The organism is Variovorax sp. V35, assembly GCF_041154465.1.
Taxonomy (GTDB): Bacteria; Pseudomonadota; Gammaproteobacteria; order Burkholderiales; family Burkholderiaceae_C; genus Variovorax; species Variovorax boronicumulans.
Genome location: NZ_AP028666.1, coordinates 2,532,461 through 2,550,824, shown reverse-complemented (window position 1 = coordinate 2,550,824; position 18,364 = coordinate 2,532,461). Strand labels below are relative to the sequence as shown.

Here is an 18,364-nt window from a genome sequence, read left to right as displayed (position 1 = left end):
CCCTTGACCTTGTTTGAAGCAGCCGATGCCGAATGCGTGCCGAAGCCGGCACGGCCACGAATCTACCGCGTCGGCGCGATGTTCAGAACAGGCTGCCCTGCCCCACGGCGCCGGGCGGGCGAAAGGCCCCGGTGTCCAGCGCGATCCGCTCGCGGTTGAAGCCCAGCCGGTGCGTCGCCTTCTGGAAGCGCTGGTGGATCAGGTCGGCCCACAGGCCGCTGCCCTTCATGCGCGTGGCGAAGTCGGCGTCGTAGTCCTTGCCGCCGCGCATCTCGTGGATGCGCGCCATGACGCGCTCGGCGCGCTGCGGGTAATGCAGTTCGAGCCATTCCTTGAAGAGCGGCGCCACCTCCCACGGCAGCCGCACCACCGTATAGAAGGCGCTGCGCGCGCCGGCCTCCCAGGCGGCTTCGAGCACCTGCTCCATGTCCTCGGTGATGAACGGAATCTGCGGCGCCACGCTCACGCCCACCGGCACGCCGGCCTCGGCCAGGGTGCGGATGGTGCGCAGCCGCCGGTGCGGCGCGGCGGCGCGCGGCTCGAGCTTGCGCGCCAGTTCGCCGTCGAGCGTGGTGATCGTGACGTACACGGCCGCGAGCCGGTCGGCGGCCATCGGCGCGATCAGGTCGAGGTCGCGTTCGACCGCGCTCGACTTGGTGACCAGCGCGAACGGATGCCGCACCTCGCTCAGCAGCTCGATCACGCCGCGCGTGAGCCGCAGTTCGCGCTCGATGGGCTGGTAGCAGTCGGTGGCGGTGCCGATGGCAAGGTTGCTGGGGCGGTAGCCCTTGCGCCCGAGTTCGGCGCGCAGCACCTCGACGAGGTTGCGCTTGGCGATGAGCTTGGTCTCGAAGTCGAGGCCGGGCGAGAGGTTGAGGTAGCTGTGCGTGGGCCGCGCAAAGCAGTAGATGCAGCCGTGCTCGCAGCCGCGGTACGGGTTGAGCGAACGGTCGAAGGGGATGTCGGGCGACTCGTTGCTGCTGAGCACCGACTTCACGTCCTCGAAGCGCACCTCGGTGGCCAGTGGCAACAGCCCGGCGGCTTCGGCCTCGCCGTCTTCCAGCGTGCCCCAGCCGTCGTCGAAGGCGTCGCGTTCGTCCTTGGAGAACCGGTGCGCGAGCCGCGTGGCCGCGCCTCGGCCCTTGATGATGTGGATGGGAACCTGGGCGGCGGGCATGGCGAGTCCTTGGAAGGAAACAGGAAACAAGTCGAACAACTGTTTATTAATACAGTATTTCACTTTTAATCCCGACATGCACAGTTTTTTGTTTCTGTCTTGACAGAAATTCAGGAATTCCTAAACTCGACGCCATGGAACTCACCGACATTCAACGCAAGTTCGTCCTGCACTGGGGCGAGATGGGCTCCATGTGGGGCGTGAACCGCACGGTCTCGCAGATCCACGCCCTGCTCTTCGCGCACGGCAAGCCGATGCACGCCGAGGAGCTGTCCGAAACGCTGGGCGTGGCCCGCTCCAACGTCAGCAACAGCCTGAAGGAACTGCAGGCCTGGAACCTCGTGCGCGTCACCCACACGCTGGGCGACCGGCGCGACTACTTCGAGACCAGCGTCGACGTGTGGGAGCTGTTCCGCACCGTGGTGCGCGAGCGCAAGGAGCGCGAGTTCGACCCCACCATCCGCGTGCTGCGCGAGATCGTCGCCAGCCCCGATTTCCAGAAGGAGCCGCCCGATGCGCAGGACCGCATCCGCTCCACCATGGACCTCATGACCAAGCTCGCCACCTGGGCCGACGAGATGCTGCGGCTGTCGCCCGGCACGCTCGACAAGGTGCTCACGCTCGGCGCCAGCGTGCAGAAATTCGTGCGCGGCGACAGCGCACCGCCCCCTGCCCCACCTGGCGCCGGCAAGGGCGACGACCCCGACGCGCACCACGCCAGCCTGCCCATGATCTGAGAAAGGCCGCGTCCTTTTTTTTGCCTTCTTATTTCTGTTTTGACTGAAATATCGAGAACCAAAAGCACCATGCCCCGCTTCGCTCCCGCCACCTACCCGCTCACGGTCTATTTCGACGCTACCTGCCCGCTGTGCATGGCCGAGATGGGCGCCATGCAGGCGCGCGACAGTGCGAAGCGGCTGCGCCTGGTCGACTGCTCGCCCATCGGTTTCGCAAACGGCCCGGCGCCGCGCGAGGTGCTGATGCGCTCGCTGCACGCGGTCGATGCCGCAGGCCGGCTGCGCGTGGGCGTCGACGCCATCCGCGCCTGCCGCGCCGCGGTGGGCCTGCCGGCCGGTGGCGCGGTGCTCGACCTGCCGGTGGTCGGCCGGCTGGCCGATCGCGCCTACGCGGTGCTGGCCCGTAACCGCTACCGGCTGCCGCGCTGGCTGGTGCTGCGGCTCGCGGGGCACGGTGCGATCGCGCCGGCCACTTGTGCCGACGACCACTGCAAGCTCTAAAAAACTCACGCTGTCACACATCACCCGCTCACGCCTGAAGGAGTTTTCGATGCCCGACGTCTTCCAGCCCGACTTCCGCCTGCCCGGCACCGCGCGGCCTGCGCCGCCTGCCGTCGAAGGCCACGTGAGCCGTGAGGACACGCAGGACTATTTCACCGAGGTCGCCGACGACTACCGCGCCTGGAGCCCCAGCTACAACATGCACTTCGGCTTCTGGCGCCTGGGCCTGAACCCGCTGCGGCGCGAGGGCATGCTGATCGAGATGAACCGCACCGTCGGCCGCGCACTGCGGCTCGACACGGCCACCACCGGACCGCGCTGCGTGCTCGACCTGGGCTGCGGCGCCGGCGCCACCTCGCGCACGCTGGTCGGCGACGACCCCGCGCTGCATGCGGTCACCGTGACCAACGTGCCGGTGCAGAACGGCATCGCCGCGCGGCTCGACGCCCGCGCCGGCGTGGCCGACCGCGTGGCGCACGTCGAGGCCGACTACACCCGCACCGGCCTGCCCGCCGCCCAGGCCGATGGTGCCTGGGCGCTCGAAAGCGCCTGCTACGCCGAGGGCACCGCCAAGGCCGACTTCGTGCGCGAGGCCGCGCGGCTGCTCAAGCCCGGCGCGCGGCTGGTGGTGGTCGACGGCTTCCTGCTGCGCCGCCGGCCGGGCCGCCTCGCGGGCTGGCTGCACCGCCTGTGGGCCGACAGCTGGGCCGTGCCCACACTGGCGGTGCGCGACGACTTCACGGCCGCGCTGCGCGCGCACGGCTTCGAGGACATCGAGTTCACCTCGCTGCGTTGGCGCGTGGCACCGAGCGCGCTGCACATCCCCGTGCTGGCCACGCGCTTCACGCTGGCCGAACTGTGGAAGGCGCGCGGCAGGCTCAGCCCCTGGCGCCGCAAGCACATCGTCGCCAGCTACTGCGCGCTCGCGCTGGGCATGTTCTGGCGCGACTTCGACTACGCCATGGTGACGGCCCGGCGCAGCGCCAGCTGAGACATCACAAAAAGAGGAGAAGAGATTTCCATGCGCACCGATCCCAAAGAAAGCAGGCTCGCTGACCTTGCCCCCAACGAAGAAGTGCCGACCCCAAAGCCCGTGCGCGGCATGCCCTTCGGCTGGTTCTGGCCCATGTTCGCCGGCGCGGCGCTGGCGCTCGTGCTGCGCCTCGTCTTCAGCGGCGGCCCCGGCGAGCCCTTCTCGGCCATGCTGGGCTCCTTCGTCTATTTCGCGCCCGCGGCGTGCGGCGCGGTCACGGTGTACCTGGCCGAGCGCATCGAGCGGCGCAGCTGGGGCTACTACCTGTGGGCGCCGTGGGTGGCCACCGCGCTATTCGTCGGCGGTACGCTGATGGTCTTCATCGAGGGCATCATCTGCGCCGCCTTCATCGTGCCGCTGTTCGCGGTGATGGGCAGCGTCGGCGGGCTGGCCATGGGCATCGTGTGCCGCATCACCAACTGGCCCAAGCCCGCGCTGTACAGCGTCGCCCTGGTGCCGCTGCTGCTCGGCGGCATCGAGCCGCAATGGCCCAACCCCGACCAGTTCTCGAACACCTCGCGCACCCTCTTCATCGCGGCGCCGGCCGAACGCGTGTGGCACGAGCTCAACGCCGCGCGCGACATCCGCCCCAGCGAAGTCGGCGACGCGTGGGCCTACCGCGTCGGCGTGCCGATGCCGGTGTCGGGCGTGACCGTCGACACGCCCGAGGGCCGCGTGCGCCAGGTGCAATGGCAGAAGAACGTGCATTTCGAAGAGGTCGTCACCGAGTGGCAGCCCGATCGCCTGCTGAAGTGGCGCTTTCGCTTCACGCCCGACTCCTTCCCCGCCGGCGCACTCGACGACCACGTGATGATCGGCGGCCAGTATTTCGACCTGCGCGATGCCACCTACACCCTGACCCCGCGCGACGGTGGCACCGAGCTGCGCGTCGCGGTGTCGTGGCGGCTGAGCACGCGCTTCAACTGGTATGCGGACCCGGTCATGCAGTTCCTGCTTGGCGACGCTTCCGAGAACATCCTGCGCTTCTACAAGGCGCGCAGCGAAGCCACTGGGGCGGTGGCGGGATGAGCGCGCCGCCCGTCTTCCAGCAGGCGCTTGGCCCCGCATGGAGCCAGCTCGGCGACGTCATCCGCCGGCACTACACGATGGCGCCGTTCTCCGACGATTACGTCTGCGTGCGCGGGACCATGAGCGAGGTCTGGCACGCCCCCTGGGCCACGCTGCTGATGCCCTTCGGCCGGCTGTTCGGCGCGCTGGTTCCGCACCAGGGTACCCAGGTGCCGATCGAGGTGCACTACCGCTGCCAACCCGGCAACGCCCACCTCTACTGGGACCGCGTCTTCCATTTCCCGGGCAGGCCGCCTTTTCATTTCCGTTCGCACATGGAACATGACGCGGCGCAAGGCAGCGAGGTGATCGAATACGTGCGCTTCGGCATCGGCATGCGCCTGGCGGTGAGCGCGGAAGACGGCGCGCTGGTGTTCCGCGACCGGGGCTACATCTGGCGCCTCGCGGGGCTGCGCATTCCGCTGCCGCTGGGCCTCTTGCTCGGCACCGCCTACGTCGAGGAGCGACCCGATCCGTCCGACCCCGACCATTTCACGATGAAGATGCTGCTGCGCCACCGCTGGTTCGGCGGTGTGTTTCGCTACAGCGGACGCTTCCGCCTCGGTTCACAATGAGCCCCATGCCGCGCCGCCCCGAAAACCTCTACGCCCAGTACCACGCCCACATCTACTTCGCCCCCGCCACGCTGGCGCAGGCGCGTGAACTCAGCGAGCGCGCCGGCCGCGAGCTGATGGTGGTGGTGGGCCGCGTGCACGAACGCCTCGTCGGCCCGCACCCGCACTGGAGCTGCCAGCTCGCCTTCGACGCCGCCGAGTTCGACGAAGTCATCGGCTGGCTCGACGCGAATCGCAACGGCCTCGACGTGTTCGTGCACGGCGTGACCGGCGACGACTTCGCGGACCACACGGCGCATGCGATGTGGCTGGGCGAAGAGAGCGCGCTCGACCTGCGGATGTTCAGGCGCTAGGCCTGCGCCAGCAGCGCGCAGACCTCCTCGTCTGTCGTCTGCGAGAAGTCTTCATACCAGGCGCCGACCGCGCGAAACACCGTGGGGCAGTGCACGCACAGCACGTCGTCGGCTTCGCGCTGCAAGGCCTCGCAGGCCTCGGGCGACGCCACGGGCACGGCGGCGATCACGCTGCCGGCGCTCTGCCGTCGCAGCCCGCGAACGGCCGCGCGCATGGTGGCGCCGGTGGCAAGCCCGTCGTCGATCACGAGCACCGTGCGGCCTTGCACCTCGCACGCCGGGCGATCACCGCGATAGACCTGCGTGCGGCGCGCCAACTCGGCGAGTTCAGCACGGACCACGGCATCGATCTCCGACGGCCGCAGATCCAGCGTGCGCACCAGGTGTTCGTCGATCTCGGGCACGCCGTCGCCCGCGAGCGCGCCGAAGGCGTACTCGGGTTGTTCGGGCAGGCCCAGCTTGCGCACCACCAGCACGTCGAGTGGCAGCCGCAGCGCGCGGGCCACCTCGAAGGCCACCGGCACGCCGCCGCGCGGCAGCGCCAGCACCACGGCGTCCGCAAGACCGCCGCGCCGCTGCAGCAAGGCAGCGAGCTGGCGGCCGGCCTGTGCGCGATCACGAAACTTCACGGCGTGTGCTCCCGAAATGGGATGTTCACACGCTGTTCGCGTCGAGGCGAGCCCCGGCGCAAAGACCCGGATCGCGGCGTGCGTTACGCAGCCTCTTGCGTTTCCACCTCGGTGTCCGATGTGCCGCCGTGGACCTTGAAGAACTGCGCCCCTTCGACCTTCTGCCCGATGGCCTGCTCATACGCCGCGCGCACATCGTCGGGCTGCCCGGCCTGCCCGAAGAAGTCCTTCAGGTACGGCCCCAGCAGCGGATGCGCGGCCAGTTCCTCGCGCGGCAGGCCGTGCAGCATCTCGTCGCGGCAGGCCGAGGGCAGGAACACGTCGCGGTTCTTCCCGGGGTCGCGGATCAGGCCCTTGGGCTCGTGCGCCGGGTCGGACTGCATCGACTCGAGTTCTTCGAAGAAGCGCCGGCGCATCATCACGATGCCCTTGTCGCTCTGGCCCAGCTTCTCGCGCGTGCGGTCGGTCACGGTGCCCTGCCCCACCCAGACCACGAAGTCCTGGTTGGCGACGTGGCTGGTGATCCAGCGGCCCGTGGCCGGGTCCTTGATGGGGCCGTACCACGAGGGAATGCGTTCCTGCACATAAGGCTCCTGCTCGGTCGGCACGCGGCTGAGCACCCACAGCACGCTCAGCGTGTGGTGATCGTCGATGGGCACGCGCCATTCGAAGTGGTGGCCGAGGAAGAAGCCGTTGGGCCACAGCGTGACGCGGCCCGTGGTCCACATCACGTTGTCTTCGCGCTCGCCGCCGCGCAGGCGCTTGTAGACGAAACCGTGCTCGAACTCCTCGAAGGCGAGCTTCAGGTGCGTGGGCACGTAGGGGCCCTCGTCGCCCTGCAGGCGCGTGGTCCAGTTGTTGTGCGTCCACTCGAAGTGCACGGGGTCGATGGAGTTCTCCTGGCACTGGAACCAGTTGCAGGGAATCTCGGCGAACACGGCCTGCGCGAAACCGTTCTTGCAGTTGAAGAGTTCCCAGTCGGGCAGCAGCGGCGCGGGCTGCGGGCCCATGTAGGCCCACAGCAGGCCGGCCTTTTCCTGCACGGGGTAGGCCTTGATCTTCGTGTTCTTGCGCATGCGCGCGTCGGGGTCCAGCGTTTCTTCAAACGGCTGGTGGATGCACTGGCCGCTGGTGTCGTACTGCCAGCCGTGGTAGCTGCAGCGCAGGCCGCACTTCTCGACGTAGCCGTACGACATGTCGGCGTTGCGGTGCGGACAGCGCCGATCGACGAGGCCGTAGTTGCCGCTCAGGTCCTTGTAGAGCACGAGGTCCTCGCCGAGGATGCGCAGCGGCTTCACGGCCTTGTCGTCGAACTCGCTGGCGCCGGCGATCGGGTGCCAGTAGCGGCGCAGGTAGTCGCCCATGGGCTTGCCCGGACCCACTTCGGTCAGCAGGCGGTTCTTTTCTTCGCTCAACATGCATCATCTCCTTCGGTGTCGGGGGTCAGTCGGCGCGGATGCCGAACTCGCGCACCAGCTTGCCGAAGCGCTGGTCGTCGTCGGCGATCTGGCGGGCCAGCACGGCCGGCTCGCCGCCCACGGGCTCGATGCCCAGCGCGGCCATGCGGGCCTGCACGTCGGGCATCTTCAGGATCTCGTTGACGTGGCGGTTGAGCGTCTGCACGACCTCGGCCGGCATCGCCTTCGGGCCGAGCAGGCCCATCCAGGCGCTCACGTCCATGTCGCGGTAGCCCAGCTCCAGGAAGGTGGGCACGTTGGGCATGAGCTTCGTGCGCTGGCGCTCGGCCACGGCCAGCGGCACCAGCTTGCCGGCGGCGATGTGGCCCGCCACCGCGCCGGGCGTGATCCAGCCCACGCTCACGTGGCCGCCCAGCGTGTCGTTGACCACCGGCGCCACGCCGCGGTACGGCGCGTGTGCAATGGCCACGCCGGCGTCCTTGTTGAAGAGCTCGCCCGCGATGTGCATCGGCGAGCCCGCGCCCGGCGTGCCGTAGGTGAAGGCCTTGCCGGCCTTGGCGCCGGCCACCAGCTGCGCCACGGTCTGGATGCCGCTCGTGGGCGCGGTGACCATCAGCACCGGGATGTTGCCGGTCTTGACGATGGAGGTGAAGTCTTTCACCACGTCGTGCGCCACGCCGGGGCCGGCCTTGAGCACGTGCTGCGCGATGGGGAAGGTGCTGGGCGTGAAGAGCAGCGTGTAGCCGTCGGCCGGCGCCTTCGCGACCCAGGCGTTGCCGATCATGCCGCTCGCGCCGGGGCGGTTGTCGACCAGCACCGGCTGGCCCAGGCGCTGCGCGAGCTTCTCGGCGTAGGTGCGCGCGATGGCGTCGGTGTCGCCGCCGGCCGGGTAGGCGACGACCAGGGTGATCGGCTTCGCAGGCCACGATTGCGCCAGCGCCGCTGTCGCGGTGCACAGCAAAAGAATGGCTCCTGCAGCGGCACGGACCATGTTTCGTTGGTGGAACATCTTGCGTTTTCCTTCTCGGTGGGACGACGTGGGGGTGTCGTCGGACTGTAGGAACGGCGTCGCGCGGCCAGAAGATATAGTTTCACTGAGTGAACCTTTTTTCTTCGGAGGCGACATGTCGGACACCAGCGGCGCGCACAGCGTGAAGTCGATCGACGCCCTGCGCCGTGGGCTCGATGTGATGCTGGCCATCCAGCGTTCGTCGGCCGTCACGCTGCAGGAGCTGCACCGGCAGACCGGCCTGTCGAAGGCCACGCTGCTGCGCATCCTGAAGACGCTGCAGCAGGCCGGCTGGGTAGAGCGAAACGAGTTGGAAAAACGCTATGTGCCCACCTCGGCCGCCGGCCAGTCGGGCGCTGCGGCGGCGTGGCGCACGCGGCTCACGGCCCTGGCGGCGTCGCCGCGCGCCACGCTGCAGCGGCTGGTGCCGTGGCCCATCGACCTGGGCGTGCGCGACGGCACGGCCATGCTGATCCTCGACACCGACCGGCCGCGCAATGGCCTCGCGGTGAACTACCGCGCGCTGGGCTTTCGCCCGCCGATGCTGCTGTCCTCGCTCGGGCGCTGCTACCTCGCGTTCTGCCCCGAGGACGAGCGGCGAGAAATCGTTGCCGCACTGGCGCGTTCACCGAACGATTTCGACCGCGGCGCGCGACGCCCCGACAGCATCCGCCGCATGGTGGCGCATGCGCGCGACCAGGGCTACGCGGCGCGCGACCCCACGTCCACCAGCCTCGATTCGCCCGACCGCTTCGGCGCGGTGTCGGTGCCGGTGCGGCTGGGCGAGCAGGTGGTGGGTTGCCTCAGCTGCGCGTGGCTGCCATCGGTGAAGAGCGAGCGCGAGATCGTGTCGGCGCACCTGGGCGACCTGCAGCAGGCCGCGCAAAGCATCGAACGCCGGCTGCGGCAGGACGGGCTCGGCCTACCGCCCACAAGCCCCTGAAGCAGCCTCAGAACTCCGCGTCGAGCTCGTCGATCTCGTCGGGCTCCTGCAGCGCGGCGGCCACCCATTCCTTCATGGCGGGCAGCTCCATCACGCGCTTGCAGTACGCGGCGCACACGCTGTCCAGCGCCACGTCGTAGCTCAGGAAGCGCGTGACCACGGGCGCGTACATCGCGTCGGCCATGCCGAGCTGCTTGCCGAACAGGAAGGGGCCGCCGTAGGCCTTGAGGCACTCGCGCCAGATGGCGACGATGCGGTCGATGTCGCCCTGCGCGCGCGACCACACCTTGAAGTTCTTGAAGCGGGCCTTGATGTTCATCGGCAGCGCGCCGCGCATCGAGGCAAAGCCCGAGTGCATCTCGCCGCAGATGGCGCGGCAGTGCGCACGCGCCGCGGCGTCGGCGGGCAGCAGGCCGGCCTTGGGCTTGATCTCGTTGAGGTACTCGCCGATGGCCAGCGTGTCCCACACCTTGATGCCGCCATGCTGCAGCGAGGGCACCAGCATCGACGACGACAGCAGCAGCATCTCGGCCTTCATGGCCGGATCGTCGGGCGGAATGACCTTCTCGCTGAAGTCCAGCCCCGCGAGCCTGCACATCAGCCAGCCGCGCAGCGCCCAAGCGCCGTAGTTCTTGCTGCTGATCGTGAGAACGGGTTTGGCCATCGCGACACTCCTTGGACGATGCGGGGTGTGTGCAAGCGCCGTGCCACACGGTTGGCCCGCAACTTGCCTGCAGCTGGGGCATGCTGTACCGCGCTTACCAGAACCAGGCCGACCTGCTCTCGCCATGGCGGCTCACCGCGCAGTACCTGGGCCGCGCCCTCTGGCAGGACGGCACCGAGCGCACCGCGCTGCGGCGCATGGCCGCGCGCTGCGAGGTCTTCTCGCGCATGCGGCTCACCCACACGCGGCCGGCCTACGGCATCGACAGCGTGGTGGTCGACGGCGCCGACGTGCCCGTGCACGAAGAGGTCGCGCTGGTCTCGCCTTTCGGGACGCTGTTGCACTTTCGCAAGGCGCACACCGAAGCGGTGCATCCGCGCGTGCTGCTGGTCGCACCACTGTCGGGCCATTTCGCCACACTGCTGCGCGAAACCGTGCGTACGCTGCTGCGCGACCACGACGTGTACCTGACCGACTGGCACAACGCGCGCGACGTGCCGCTGTGGCAGGGCCGCTTCGGGCTGGACGACTACACGCTGCAGCTGATGCGCTTCGTCGAGGCCGTGGGCCCGGGCGCGCACATGGTGGCCGTGTGCCAGCCCTGCGTGGCCGCGCTGGCCGCGACCGCGCTCATGGCGGAAGACGACCACCCGGCCACGCCGCGCAGCCTCACGCTGATGGCGGGGCCGGTCGATTGCCGCATCAACCCGACCGCCGTGAACAAGCTCGCGACCGACCGGCCCATCGACTGGTTCCGTCGCAACCTCATCAGCCACGTGCCGTGGCCGCATGCGGGCGCGATGCGGCGCGTGTACCCCGGCTTCCTGCAGCTCACGGCCTTCATGAGCATGAACCCCGAGCGCCACAAGAAGCAGTTCGAGGACATGGAGCGCCTGCTGGTCGAAGGCGAACTCGACAAGGCCCGCACCATCGCCGACTTCTACGACGAGTACCTGGCGGTGAACGACCTGCCGGCCGAGTTCTACCTGGAGACCGTCGAGCGCGTGTTCCAGACCTACGACCTGCCGCGCGGCGTGCTCACCGTAGCCGGGCGCACGGTGAACCCCGCGGCCATCCGGCGCACCGCGCTGCTCACGGTGGAAGGCGAGCGCGACGACATCTGCGCGGTCGGCCAGACCGTGGCCGCGCAAGACCTGTGCAGCGGCATCCGCCCGTACCTCAAGACGCATCACCTGCAGGCCGGCGTGGGGCACTACGGCGTGTTCAGCGGCAGCAAATGGAACACGCAGATCTACCCGCGCGTGCGCGAGACGATCCACGCGGCCGACGAACTGCACTGAGCGCAACCCGCGTTCAATCTGGCAGAGACCGCGGGGGCTTTGGTTGCCCGAACACCCCCGGCTTCCTACAATCGACCCTATGAACGTCATGGTTTTCATCCCCGGTTTCGATCGCGCGGCGGCCTCTGCGGCCCCGGGCGATGCGCGCGTGCGCGCACCCGCGGCGATGACGGCGAGGTCGCAGCAGACCCTCGCACATCCCTGAGCCCGGCGGTCAGCCTCCTTTTCTCTTCAGCGCACATCGACCGTCGGGCACCCGCCCCGCGCGGTCGCGCGCCCTGGCTTTGATCCGCCCGGGCGACGCACCACTTCCCCCAGCGTCCGACCTTCTTCCCGCCTCCGGCCCCGTGCCGCGCGGAAGGACCTCGCCCGCTTCGCCGTCGTGTTTCGTCGTGAGGATTTCCCCGTGGTGGCTCTTGCCTGCTCCCCTTCCGTCTCTTTTTCGCCTTCGCCTGCCCTGCCGCCCTGGCCCGCCTGGCTGTCGTTCGACGCGCTGCGCCGCCGCCTGCTGCGGCCGGCCGAGCTGCGCATCGACGTCGATCCGAAGAAGGGCCGCCCGAGCGAGCCGCTGACGCCCGTGTACGAGCGCATGCGCGCCATGGGCGAGCGCGTGCAGGACCTGCCCGCGCTGCACCTGGACGACCCCGACCTGCGCGCGCGCTTTCGCGAGGCCGACGGCGAGACCTACGTGTACATCGAGGACGTGCGCCACCAGCGGCTGGTGGGCTACACCGTGTTCAACCGCCTCATCGAACTCGACCGCCGCGCCGACCGCCACATCCGCGCGCCGCATTCGCAGTACGACCCCGCCTACCAGCGGCGCGGGCTGGCCACGGCCGTGTACCGCTGGGCACTGGGCAGCGGCATGTGCCTGATGAGCGGCGCGCGGCAGTCGCCGGGCGCGCACGCGCTGTGGCTGCGCCTGGGGCGCGACTACACGACGGGCTTCGTCGACCTGCGCGAGAAGCGGCTGAGCTACCTCGGCGACGAAGTGGACGGCGACACGCTGTCGCAGCTGCACACGCGCATGTTCATGCTCGGCGAAGGCTGGACGCTGGAGCGTTTCAGTAGCGAAACGCGCATGGCGATGCTGGAGACTGCCTAGCTAGGCCTGCGGCAACCGCTCGCGCAAAAACCCGATGAGCTCCTGCGCCGCCACGTTGCGCATCGGCCCTGGCAGGTAGGCCAGCACCACGCGCCGCTCGATGCGCGGCGCCGACAGCGGCACCACGGCCAGTTCGGGGTCGCGCAGCGACGAGGTGTACAGCTGCGGCATCAGCCCCAACGCCTGCCCGCTGCGCACCAATGCATAGAGCGTTTCGGAATAGCTCACGCGGTACGGCTGCGCGCCCTGCGCGAACTGCGCGCGCGCCGGGTCGCCCAGCGCCGGCATGCTGCCGCTTTCGAACAGCACGAGGCGCTCGCTGCCGATGGCCTCCCAGCGCGCCTCGCCGGCCGCCGCCAACGCGTGGTCGCTGCGCACCACCAGCACCAGCGGGTCGCGGAACAGGTCGATGCACGTCAGTCCGCCGGGTGGCTCGGTGATCGCGGCCACGGCCATGTCGAGCTGGCCGCTGCGCAGCTCGGCCAGCAGCACCGTGGAGGGCGCGTCGCGCCAGGCCAGCTCCACCTCGCCGCGCTGCTGCAGGAAGCCGGCCGCCGCCGCCGCGACGCGCGCGCTGGCCGAGGGGATCACGCCCACGCGCACGTAGGCCCGGCCGCGCTGCACCGTGCTCTCGATGTCGCGCAGCGCCACCTCGAAGGTGTGGACCAGGAAATCGGTGCGCGCCAGCACCTCGGCGCCGACCGGCGTAAGTTCGAGCCGGTGAGTGGAGCGGGTCAGCAGCTCGGCGCCGAGCAGCTTTTCCATCTGCTTGATCGCGTTGCTCAGCGCGGGCTGCGTAATGGCGAGGCGGCGCGCCGCGCGGCCGAAGTGCCCTTCCTCGACCAGCACCGAGAAACACTGCAGCTGGCGCAGCGTGAGCGCACGCAGGGGCAAGGCGGCCATGGGCGTCCTGGTTATCGATTCAATGAATCAAATTATAGAAATTCAAAATTTTCCTTATGAGCATGCACTGCCTAGACTGCGCCGCATGACCCTTGCCGCGCCTGCGCCCTCCGCCGCTCCTTTCACGCTCGAAGCGATGCTGCGCGCCATTCCCAAGGTGGAGCTGCACTGCCATCTCTTCGGCACCGTGCGCCACGACACCTTCCGCCAGCTCAACCGGCGCGCCGGTGCGCCGCTGGCCGACGCGGAGATCGACGGCTTCTACACGCGCGGCGAAAAGCCCGTGGGCGTGCTGCGCGTGCTGCGCGCGCTCGACGCCCAGCTGGTGCGCAGCGCCGACGACCTGTACCAGCTCACCCTCGAATACCTGCAGGACGCGGCTTCGCACCAGGTGCGCTATGCCGAGTTCTTCTGGAACCCGACCGGCACGGTGCACGGCTCGGGCATTGCCTACCCGCTGGCGCAGGGCGCCATCGTCCGCGCGATCCACGATGCGCAGCAGGCGTTCGGCATCACCGGGCGGCTCATCGCCGCCATCGACCGCGAGGCCAGCGCCGAAGCGGCCGTGGAGATGGTCGAGTGGGTCAAGGCCCACCGCTGCGACGAAGTGATCGGCATCGGCATCGACTACCGCGAGAACGACCGGCCGCCCGAGCTGTTCGCCCGTGCGTACGCCGATGCGAACAAGGCCGGCCTCAAGACCACCGCGCACGCCGGCGAGTTCGGCATGCCCTGGACCAACGTGCGCACCGCGGTCGAGCTGTTGCAGGTCGACCGCATCGACCACGGCTACACGGTGGTCGACCAGCCCGACTTCGCGCGCCAGTGCGCCGACCGCGGCGTGATCTTCACTGTCGTGCCGACCAACTCGTACTACCTGCGCACGTTGCCGCCCGAGCGCTGGGCCCTCGATCACCCCATCCGCCGCATGCCCGGCCTGGGCCTGCGCATCCACCCGAACACCGACGACCCGACGCTGCACCAGGTCACGCCCACGGGCGCCTGGCTGATGATGGTGCACGACTTCGGCTTCGGCCTGGACGACCTGCGCGGCTTCATGCACAACGGCCTGGACGGCGCCTGGATCGACGACACGCAGCGCCGCCAGTGGCGCGCCGAATGGAGCGCCGCTTTCGACGCGCTGCGCGCCCGCCTGCCCTGCGAACCCGCGCCTTCCGCCACTCCCTTCCCCGGATGAACCCCGCCATGACCACGAACCGCCGCCTGATCCTTGCCGCCGCACTCTGCGCCGCCCTGCCCACCGGTGCCCTCGCGCAGCCCGCGTGGCCCGCTGCCAAGCCCCTCACGCTGATCGTTCCCTACACGGCCGGCGGCAGCGTGGATGTCAACGCCCGCCTCGTGGCGCAGCGCCTGGGCGAACGGCTCAAGCAGTCGGTGGTGATCGAGAACGTGAGCGGCGCGGGCGGCGCCATCGGCGTGGCCAAGGCCGTGAGCGCGGCGCCCGACGGCTACACGCTGGTGGTCGGCCCCGACAGCGCCATCGCCATCGGGCGGCTGGTCAACCCCTCGGCCTTCCGCTTCGATCCGCTCAAGGACCTGGCGCCCGTCGGCCTGCTCAACACCGCGCCGATGGTGCTGGTGGCGCGCCCCGGCCTGGACGTGCGCAGCTACGCCGACTTCGTGAAGCTCGCCAAGGCCCAGCCCGGCCACTACAACTACGCCACCTCGGGCGTGGGCACCGTGCTGCAGCTGGCGATGGAACTGCTCAAGGAACACAGCGGCATCTTCGTGACCCACGTGCCCTACCGCGGCGGTGCGCAGATCGCCACCGACGTGATCGGCGACCAGGTCGACCTCGCGATGCTGGTGAGCACCAGCGCCATCCCGCACGTGAACGGCAAGCGCCTGAAGGCCCTGGGCATCACCGGCAGCCAGCGCCTGCCGGCGCTCGCGCAGGTGCCCACCTTCAACGAGATGCCCGGCCTCAAGGGCTACGACATGGTGAGCTGGACCGGCATCTTCGCGCCCGCGAAGACGCCGCCGGCCGTGGTGGCGCGGCTCAACCAGGAACTGAATGCGGTGCTGCAGGAAGAAGGCGTGCGCGCCAAGCTGGCGGAGCAAGGCGCATTGCCGGGCAGCGGAACGCCGGAGGCGTTCGGGAAGTTCGTGCAGGCCGAATACGCACGCAACCAGAAGATCGTGCAGACCGCCAACATCAAAGAGTAGCGGTCAGTCGGCCATGGCTGGCTGAAAAGGCTCAGCCGGCCTTTTCGTTGCTCTCGTCTTCCGGCCAGTCGCGGATGTAGGCCTTGAGCATCTTGTTCTCGAAGTTCTGCGCGTCGACCACGGCCTTGGCCACGTCGTAGAAGCTGATCACGCCCATGAGCATGCGCTTGTCCATCACGGGCATGTAGCGCGCGTGGCGCTCCAGCATGATGCGGCGGATTTCGTCGAGGTCGGTTTCGAGCGTGCAGGTGACCGGCGCGTCGTCCATGGCCTTGCGCACCAGCGTGGTCCCGACCTGGCCGCCGTTGTTGACGACGGCCACGATCACTTCACGGAAGGTGAGCATGCCGACCAGGTCGCCGTGCTCCATGACCACCAGCGAACCGATGTCCTTGTCCGCCATGGTCTTGGCGGCTTCCGCCAGCGGGTCGTCGGGCGTGGTGGTGAAGAGCGTGTTGCCCTTGACGCGAAGAATGTCGCTGACTTTCATGGTGGTGCTCCTCTCGGGGATTCGTCGTTCTCGGCGTCGTGCCGATTTGAATATAGCCCACAATCGACGCCGACCCGAACGCCCCTGTCGCCTGTGCAAGCATTGCCGGCGTCACGGGGCATTGCGAAGAGACAACAGAAAGGCCTTCATGCCCGGTTATTCCGACCCCGGTTTCGACACCCTCGCGCTGCACGCCGGCGCCGCCCCCGACCCCACCACCGGCGCGCGGGCCGTTCCCATCCACCTGACGACCTCCTTCGTCTTCGAATCCAGCGACCACGCAGCCGCGCTGTTCAACCTGGAACGCGCCGGCCACGTCTACTCGCGCATCAGCAACCCGACCAACGCGGTGCTGGAGCAGCGCGTGTCGGCGCTCGAAGGCGGCATCGGCGCCATCGCCACGGCCAGCGGCCAGGCGGCGCTGCACCTGTCGATCGCCACGCTGATGGGCGCGGGCTCGCACATCGTGGCCAGCACGGCGCTGTACGGCGGCTCGCAGAACCTGCTGCACTACACGATGCGCCGCTTCGGCATCGAGACCACTTTCGTGAAGCCCGGCGACCTCGATGGCTGGCGCGCTGCGGTACGCCCCGAGACCAAGCTCTTCTTCGGCGAGACCGTGGGCAACCCGGGCCTGGACGTGCTCGACATTCCCGCCGTGAGCGACATCGCCCACGAAGCCGGCGTGCCGCTGCTGGTCGACTCCACGCTCACCTCGCCCTACCTCATCAAGCCCTTCGACTGGGGCGCCGACCTGGTCTACCACTCGGCCACCAAGTTCCTGTCGGGCCACGGCACCGTCATCGGCGGCGTGGTGGTCGACGGCGGCAGCTTCGACTGGGAGAAGTCGGGCAAGTTCGCCGAGCTCACACAGGCCTACGACGGCTTCCACAACATGGTGTTCAGCGAGGAAAGCACCGTCGGCGCCTTCCTGCTGCGCGCGCGCCGCGAAGGCCTGCGCGACTTCGGCGCCTCGATGAGCCCGCACACGGCGTGGCTGATCCTGCAGGGCATCGAGACGCTGCCGCTGCGCATGGAGCGCCACATCGACAACACGCAGAAGGTGGTCGAGTTCCTGGCCACGCACCCGTTCGTGTCCCGTGTGGGCCACCCGCTGATCGAGTCGCACCCCAGCCATGCACTCGCGCAGAAGCTGCTGCGCCACGGCGCGCGCGGTGCCGGCGCGGTGTTCAGCTTCGACATCAAGGGCAGCCGCACGCAGGGCAAGGCCTTCATCGAGGCGCTCAAGCTGTTCAGCCACCTGGCCAACGTGGGCGACTGCCGCAGCCTGGTGATCCACCCGGCCAGCACCACGCACTTCCGCATGACCGACGAGGCACTGGCGGGCGCGGGCATCTCGCAGGGCACCATTCGCCTGTCGATCGGCCTGGAAGACCCGGCCGACCTGATCGACGACCTCAAGCGCGCGCTGAAGGCCGCGGAAAAGGCGGGTGCCTGAGATGAACTACACCGTCAACGGCCACGACACCTACTGCTACACCGCCGGCAAGCCCTTCGATGCGGCCAAGCCCACGGTGGTGTTCATCCACGGCGTGCTCAACGACCACAGCGTGTGGATCCTGCAAAGCCGCTGGTTCGCCAACCACGGCTGGAACGTGCTGGCGGTCGACCTGCCGGGCCACTGCAAGAGCGCCGGCGCGCCGCCGGCCAGCGTGGAAGAGGCGGCGCAGTTCGTCATCGCGCTGCTCGACGCGGCGGGTGTGCAGAAGGCCGCACTGGTCGGCCACAGCTTCGGCTCGCTGATCGCGCTCGAAGCCGCGGCACGCGCGCCCGAGCGCATCACGCAGCTGGCGATGGTCGGCACGGCCTACCCGATGGTGGTGTCACCCGCGCTGCTCGAAAGCTCGGTGAGCGATCCGCAGCGCGCCATCGCGATGGTCAACACCTTCTCGCACTCGCTGCTGGCGCCGCCGCCTTCGTCGCTCGGCCCGGGCACGTGGCTGTACGGCAGCTCGCGCGCGCTGATGCGCCGCGTGCTCGCGAGCAACCGCGAGGCCAACGTGTTCCACATCGGCTTCAGGGCCTGCAACGACTACGCGAACGGCGAAGCGGCGATGGAGAAGGTGCAGTGCCCCGTGCTGTTCCTCCTGGGCGACGCCGACCAGATGACGCCGCCGCGCGCCACCAAGGCACTGGTGAGCAAGGCGCGCAACGCCAAGGTGGTGACGGTGCATGCCGGCCACGCGCTGATGAGCGAGGCGCCGGACGAGGTGCTGTTCGCGCTGCGCGACTTCGTCGCGGGCTAAAAGC

21 protein-coding genes are annotated in these 18,364 nt (G+C 69.1%); 14 read left to right on the top strand and 7 right to left on the bottom strand.

What is annotated here, in order from left to right; genetic code table 11:
• Window positions 1–82: 82 nt before the first annotated feature.
• Window positions 83–1,177, bottom strand: a complete 1,095-nt coding sequence (locus tag ACAM42_RS11730; RefSeq protein WP_139705804.1) for a PA0069 family radical SAM protein — start codon at window positions 1,175–1,177, stop codon at window positions 83–85.
• 134 nt (window positions 1,178–1,311) lie between these two features.
• On the opposite strand from ACAM42_RS11730, the gene ACAM42_RS11725 reads away from it, so the two are divergent.
• From ACAM42_RS11725 to ACAM42_RS11700, 6 genes are all read left to right on the top strand, one after another.
• Window positions 1,312–1,914: a GbsR/MarR family transcriptional regulator gene (locus tag ACAM42_RS11725; protein WP_062476691.1), complete on the top strand. Its 603-nt coding sequence runs from the start codon at window positions 1,312–1,314 to the stop codon at window positions 1,912–1,914.
• 69 nt (window positions 1,915–1,983) lie between these two features.
• The gene (locus ACAM42_RS11720; protein ID WP_369632108.1) at window positions 1,984–2,415 is read left to right on the top strand and encodes a thiol-disulfide oxidoreductase DCC family protein; all 432 of its coding nucleotides are present in this window, start codon (window positions 1,984–1,986) and stop codon (window positions 2,413–2,415) included.
• 49 nt (window positions 2,416–2,464) lie between these two features.
• The gene (locus ACAM42_RS11715; RefSeq protein ID WP_369632107.1) at window positions 2,465–3,406 is read left to right on the top strand and encodes a cyclopropane-fatty-acyl-phospholipid synthase family protein; all 942 of its coding nucleotides are present in this window, start codon (window positions 2,465–2,467) and stop codon (window positions 3,404–3,406) included.
• Window positions 3,407–3,436: 30 nt separating this feature from the next.
• Window positions 3,437–4,477 (top strand): SRPBCC domain-containing protein, encoded by a 1,041-nt coding sequence (locus ACAM42_RS11710; protein ID WP_369632106.1) that lies wholly within the window; start codon window positions 3,437–3,439, stop codon window positions 4,475–4,477.
• Window positions 4,474–5,091: a DUF4166 domain-containing protein gene (locus ACAM42_RS11705; RefSeq protein WP_369632105.1), complete on the top strand. Its 618-nt coding sequence runs from the start codon at window positions 4,474–4,476 to the stop codon at window positions 5,089–5,091. Before ACAM42_RS11710 ends, ACAM42_RS11705 begins: the two co-directional genes overlap by 4 nt.
• A 5-nt stretch (window positions 5,092–5,096) precedes the next feature.
• Window positions 5,097–5,444, top strand: a complete 348-nt coding sequence (locus tag ACAM42_RS11700; RefSeq protein ID WP_095744544.1) for a DOPA 4,5-dioxygenase family protein — start codon at window positions 5,097–5,099, stop codon at window positions 5,442–5,444.
• Here ACAM42_RS11700 and ACAM42_RS11695 read toward each other — a convergent pair.
• From ACAM42_RS11695 to ACAM42_RS11685, 3 genes are all read right to left on the bottom strand, one after another.
• On the bottom strand, window positions 5,441–6,073 hold the full coding sequence (locus ACAM42_RS11695; RefSeq protein WP_369632104.1) for a phosphoribosyltransferase: 633 nt from the start codon (window positions 6,071–6,073) through the stop codon (window positions 5,441–5,443). The genes ACAM42_RS11700 and ACAM42_RS11695 overlap by 4 nt on opposite strands.
• Before the next feature lie 83 nt (window positions 6,074–6,156).
• On the bottom strand, window positions 6,157–7,491 hold the full coding sequence (locus tag ACAM42_RS11690; RefSeq protein WP_369632103.1) for a Rieske 2Fe-2S domain-containing protein: 1,335 nt from the start codon (window positions 7,489–7,491) through the stop codon (window positions 6,157–6,159).
• A gap of 25 nt (window positions 7,492–7,516) precedes the next feature.
• The gene (locus ACAM42_RS11685; protein WP_369632758.1) at window positions 7,517–8,482 is read right to left on the bottom strand and encodes a Bug family tripartite tricarboxylate transporter substrate binding protein; all 966 of its coding nucleotides are present in this window, start codon (window positions 8,480–8,482) and stop codon (window positions 7,517–7,519) included.
• A gap of 133 nt (window positions 8,483–8,615) precedes the next feature.
• On the opposite strand from ACAM42_RS11685, the gene ACAM42_RS11680 reads away from it, so the two are divergent.
• Window positions 8,616–9,443, top strand: coding sequence for a helix-turn-helix domain-containing protein (locus ACAM42_RS11680; protein ID WP_369632102.1), 828 nt, complete (start codon window positions 8,616–8,618; stop codon window positions 9,441–9,443).
• A 7-nt stretch (window positions 9,444–9,450) separates the two neighbouring features.
• Here the strand turns inward: ACAM42_RS11680 and ACAM42_RS11675 are convergent, their stop codons facing one another.
• Window positions 9,451–10,107 carry a glutathione S-transferase gene (locus tag ACAM42_RS11675; protein ID WP_369632101.1) on the bottom strand — a complete coding sequence of 219 codons (657 nt, stop codon included), beginning with the start codon at window positions 10,105–10,107 and terminating at the stop codon, window positions 9,451–9,453.
• An 80-nt stretch (window positions 10,108–10,187) separates the two neighbouring features.
• Between ACAM42_RS11675 and ACAM42_RS11670 the strand changes: the two genes are divergently transcribed.
• The 3 genes from ACAM42_RS11670 (at window position 10,188) to ACAM42_RS11660 (ending at window position 12,513) form a co-directional block, all read left to right on the top strand.
• Complete coding sequence (locus ACAM42_RS11670; RefSeq protein ID WP_369632100.1) at window positions 10,188–11,408, top strand: polyhydroxyalkanoate depolymerase; 1,221 nt, start codon at window positions 10,188–10,190, stop codon at window positions 11,406–11,408.
• Between the two features lie 79 nt (window positions 11,409–11,487).
• Window positions 11,488–11,613 carry a hypothetical protein gene (locus ACAM42_RS11665; protein WP_301179195.1) on the top strand — a complete coding sequence of 42 codons (126 nt, stop codon included), beginning with the start codon at window positions 11,488–11,490 and terminating at the stop codon, window positions 11,611–11,613.
• A 201-nt stretch (window positions 11,614–11,814) separates the two neighbouring features.
• Window positions 11,815–12,513, top strand: a complete 699-nt coding sequence (locus tag ACAM42_RS11660) for an N-acetyltransferase (RefSeq protein ID WP_369632099.1) — start codon at window positions 11,815–11,817, stop codon at window positions 12,511–12,513.
• Here the strand turns inward: ACAM42_RS11660 and ACAM42_RS11655 are convergent, their stop codons facing one another.
• The gene (locus tag ACAM42_RS11655) at window positions 12,514–13,416 is read right to left on the bottom strand and encodes a LysR family transcriptional regulator (RefSeq protein WP_369632098.1); all 903 of its coding nucleotides are present in this window, start codon (window positions 13,414–13,416) and stop codon (window positions 12,514–12,516) included.
• A gap of 85 nt (window positions 13,417–13,501) precedes the next feature.
• On the opposite strand from ACAM42_RS11655, the gene ACAM42_RS11650 reads away from it, so the two are divergent.
• Window positions 13,502–14,614 (top strand): adenosine deaminase, encoded by a 1,113-nt coding sequence (locus ACAM42_RS11650; RefSeq protein WP_369632097.1) that lies wholly within the window; start codon window positions 13,502–13,504, stop codon window positions 14,612–14,614.
• A gap of 8 nt (window positions 14,615–14,622) precedes the next feature.
• Window positions 14,623–15,603: a Bug family tripartite tricarboxylate transporter substrate binding protein gene (locus ACAM42_RS11645; RefSeq protein ID WP_369632096.1), complete on the top strand. Its 981-nt coding sequence runs from the start codon at window positions 14,623–14,625 to the stop codon at window positions 15,601–15,603.
• A gap of 31 nt (window positions 15,604–15,634) precedes the next feature.
• Here ACAM42_RS11645 and ACAM42_RS11640 read toward each other — a convergent pair whose 3' ends face one another.
• Window positions 15,635–16,093 (bottom strand): CBS domain-containing protein, encoded by a 459-nt coding sequence (locus ACAM42_RS11640; RefSeq protein WP_062476634.1) that lies wholly within the window; start codon window positions 16,091–16,093, stop codon window positions 15,635–15,637.
• A 148-nt stretch (window positions 16,094–16,241) separates the two neighbouring features.
• On the opposite strand from ACAM42_RS11640, the gene ACAM42_RS11635 reads away from it, so the two are divergent.
• Together ACAM42_RS11635 and ACAM42_RS11630 are read left to right on the top strand one after the other, a co-directional pair.
• Window positions 16,242–17,552 (top strand): O-acetylhomoserine aminocarboxypropyltransferase, encoded by a 1,311-nt coding sequence (locus ACAM42_RS11635; protein ID WP_369632095.1) that lies wholly within the window; start codon window positions 16,242–16,244, stop codon window positions 17,550–17,552.
• A gap of 1 nt (window position 17,553) precedes the next feature.
• Window positions 17,554–18,360 carry an alpha/beta fold hydrolase gene (locus ACAM42_RS11630; RefSeq protein WP_369632094.1) on the top strand — a complete coding sequence of 269 codons (807 nt, stop codon included), beginning with the start codon at window positions 17,554–17,556 and terminating at the stop codon, window positions 18,358–18,360.
• Window positions 18,361–18,364: the final 4 nt, after the last annotated feature.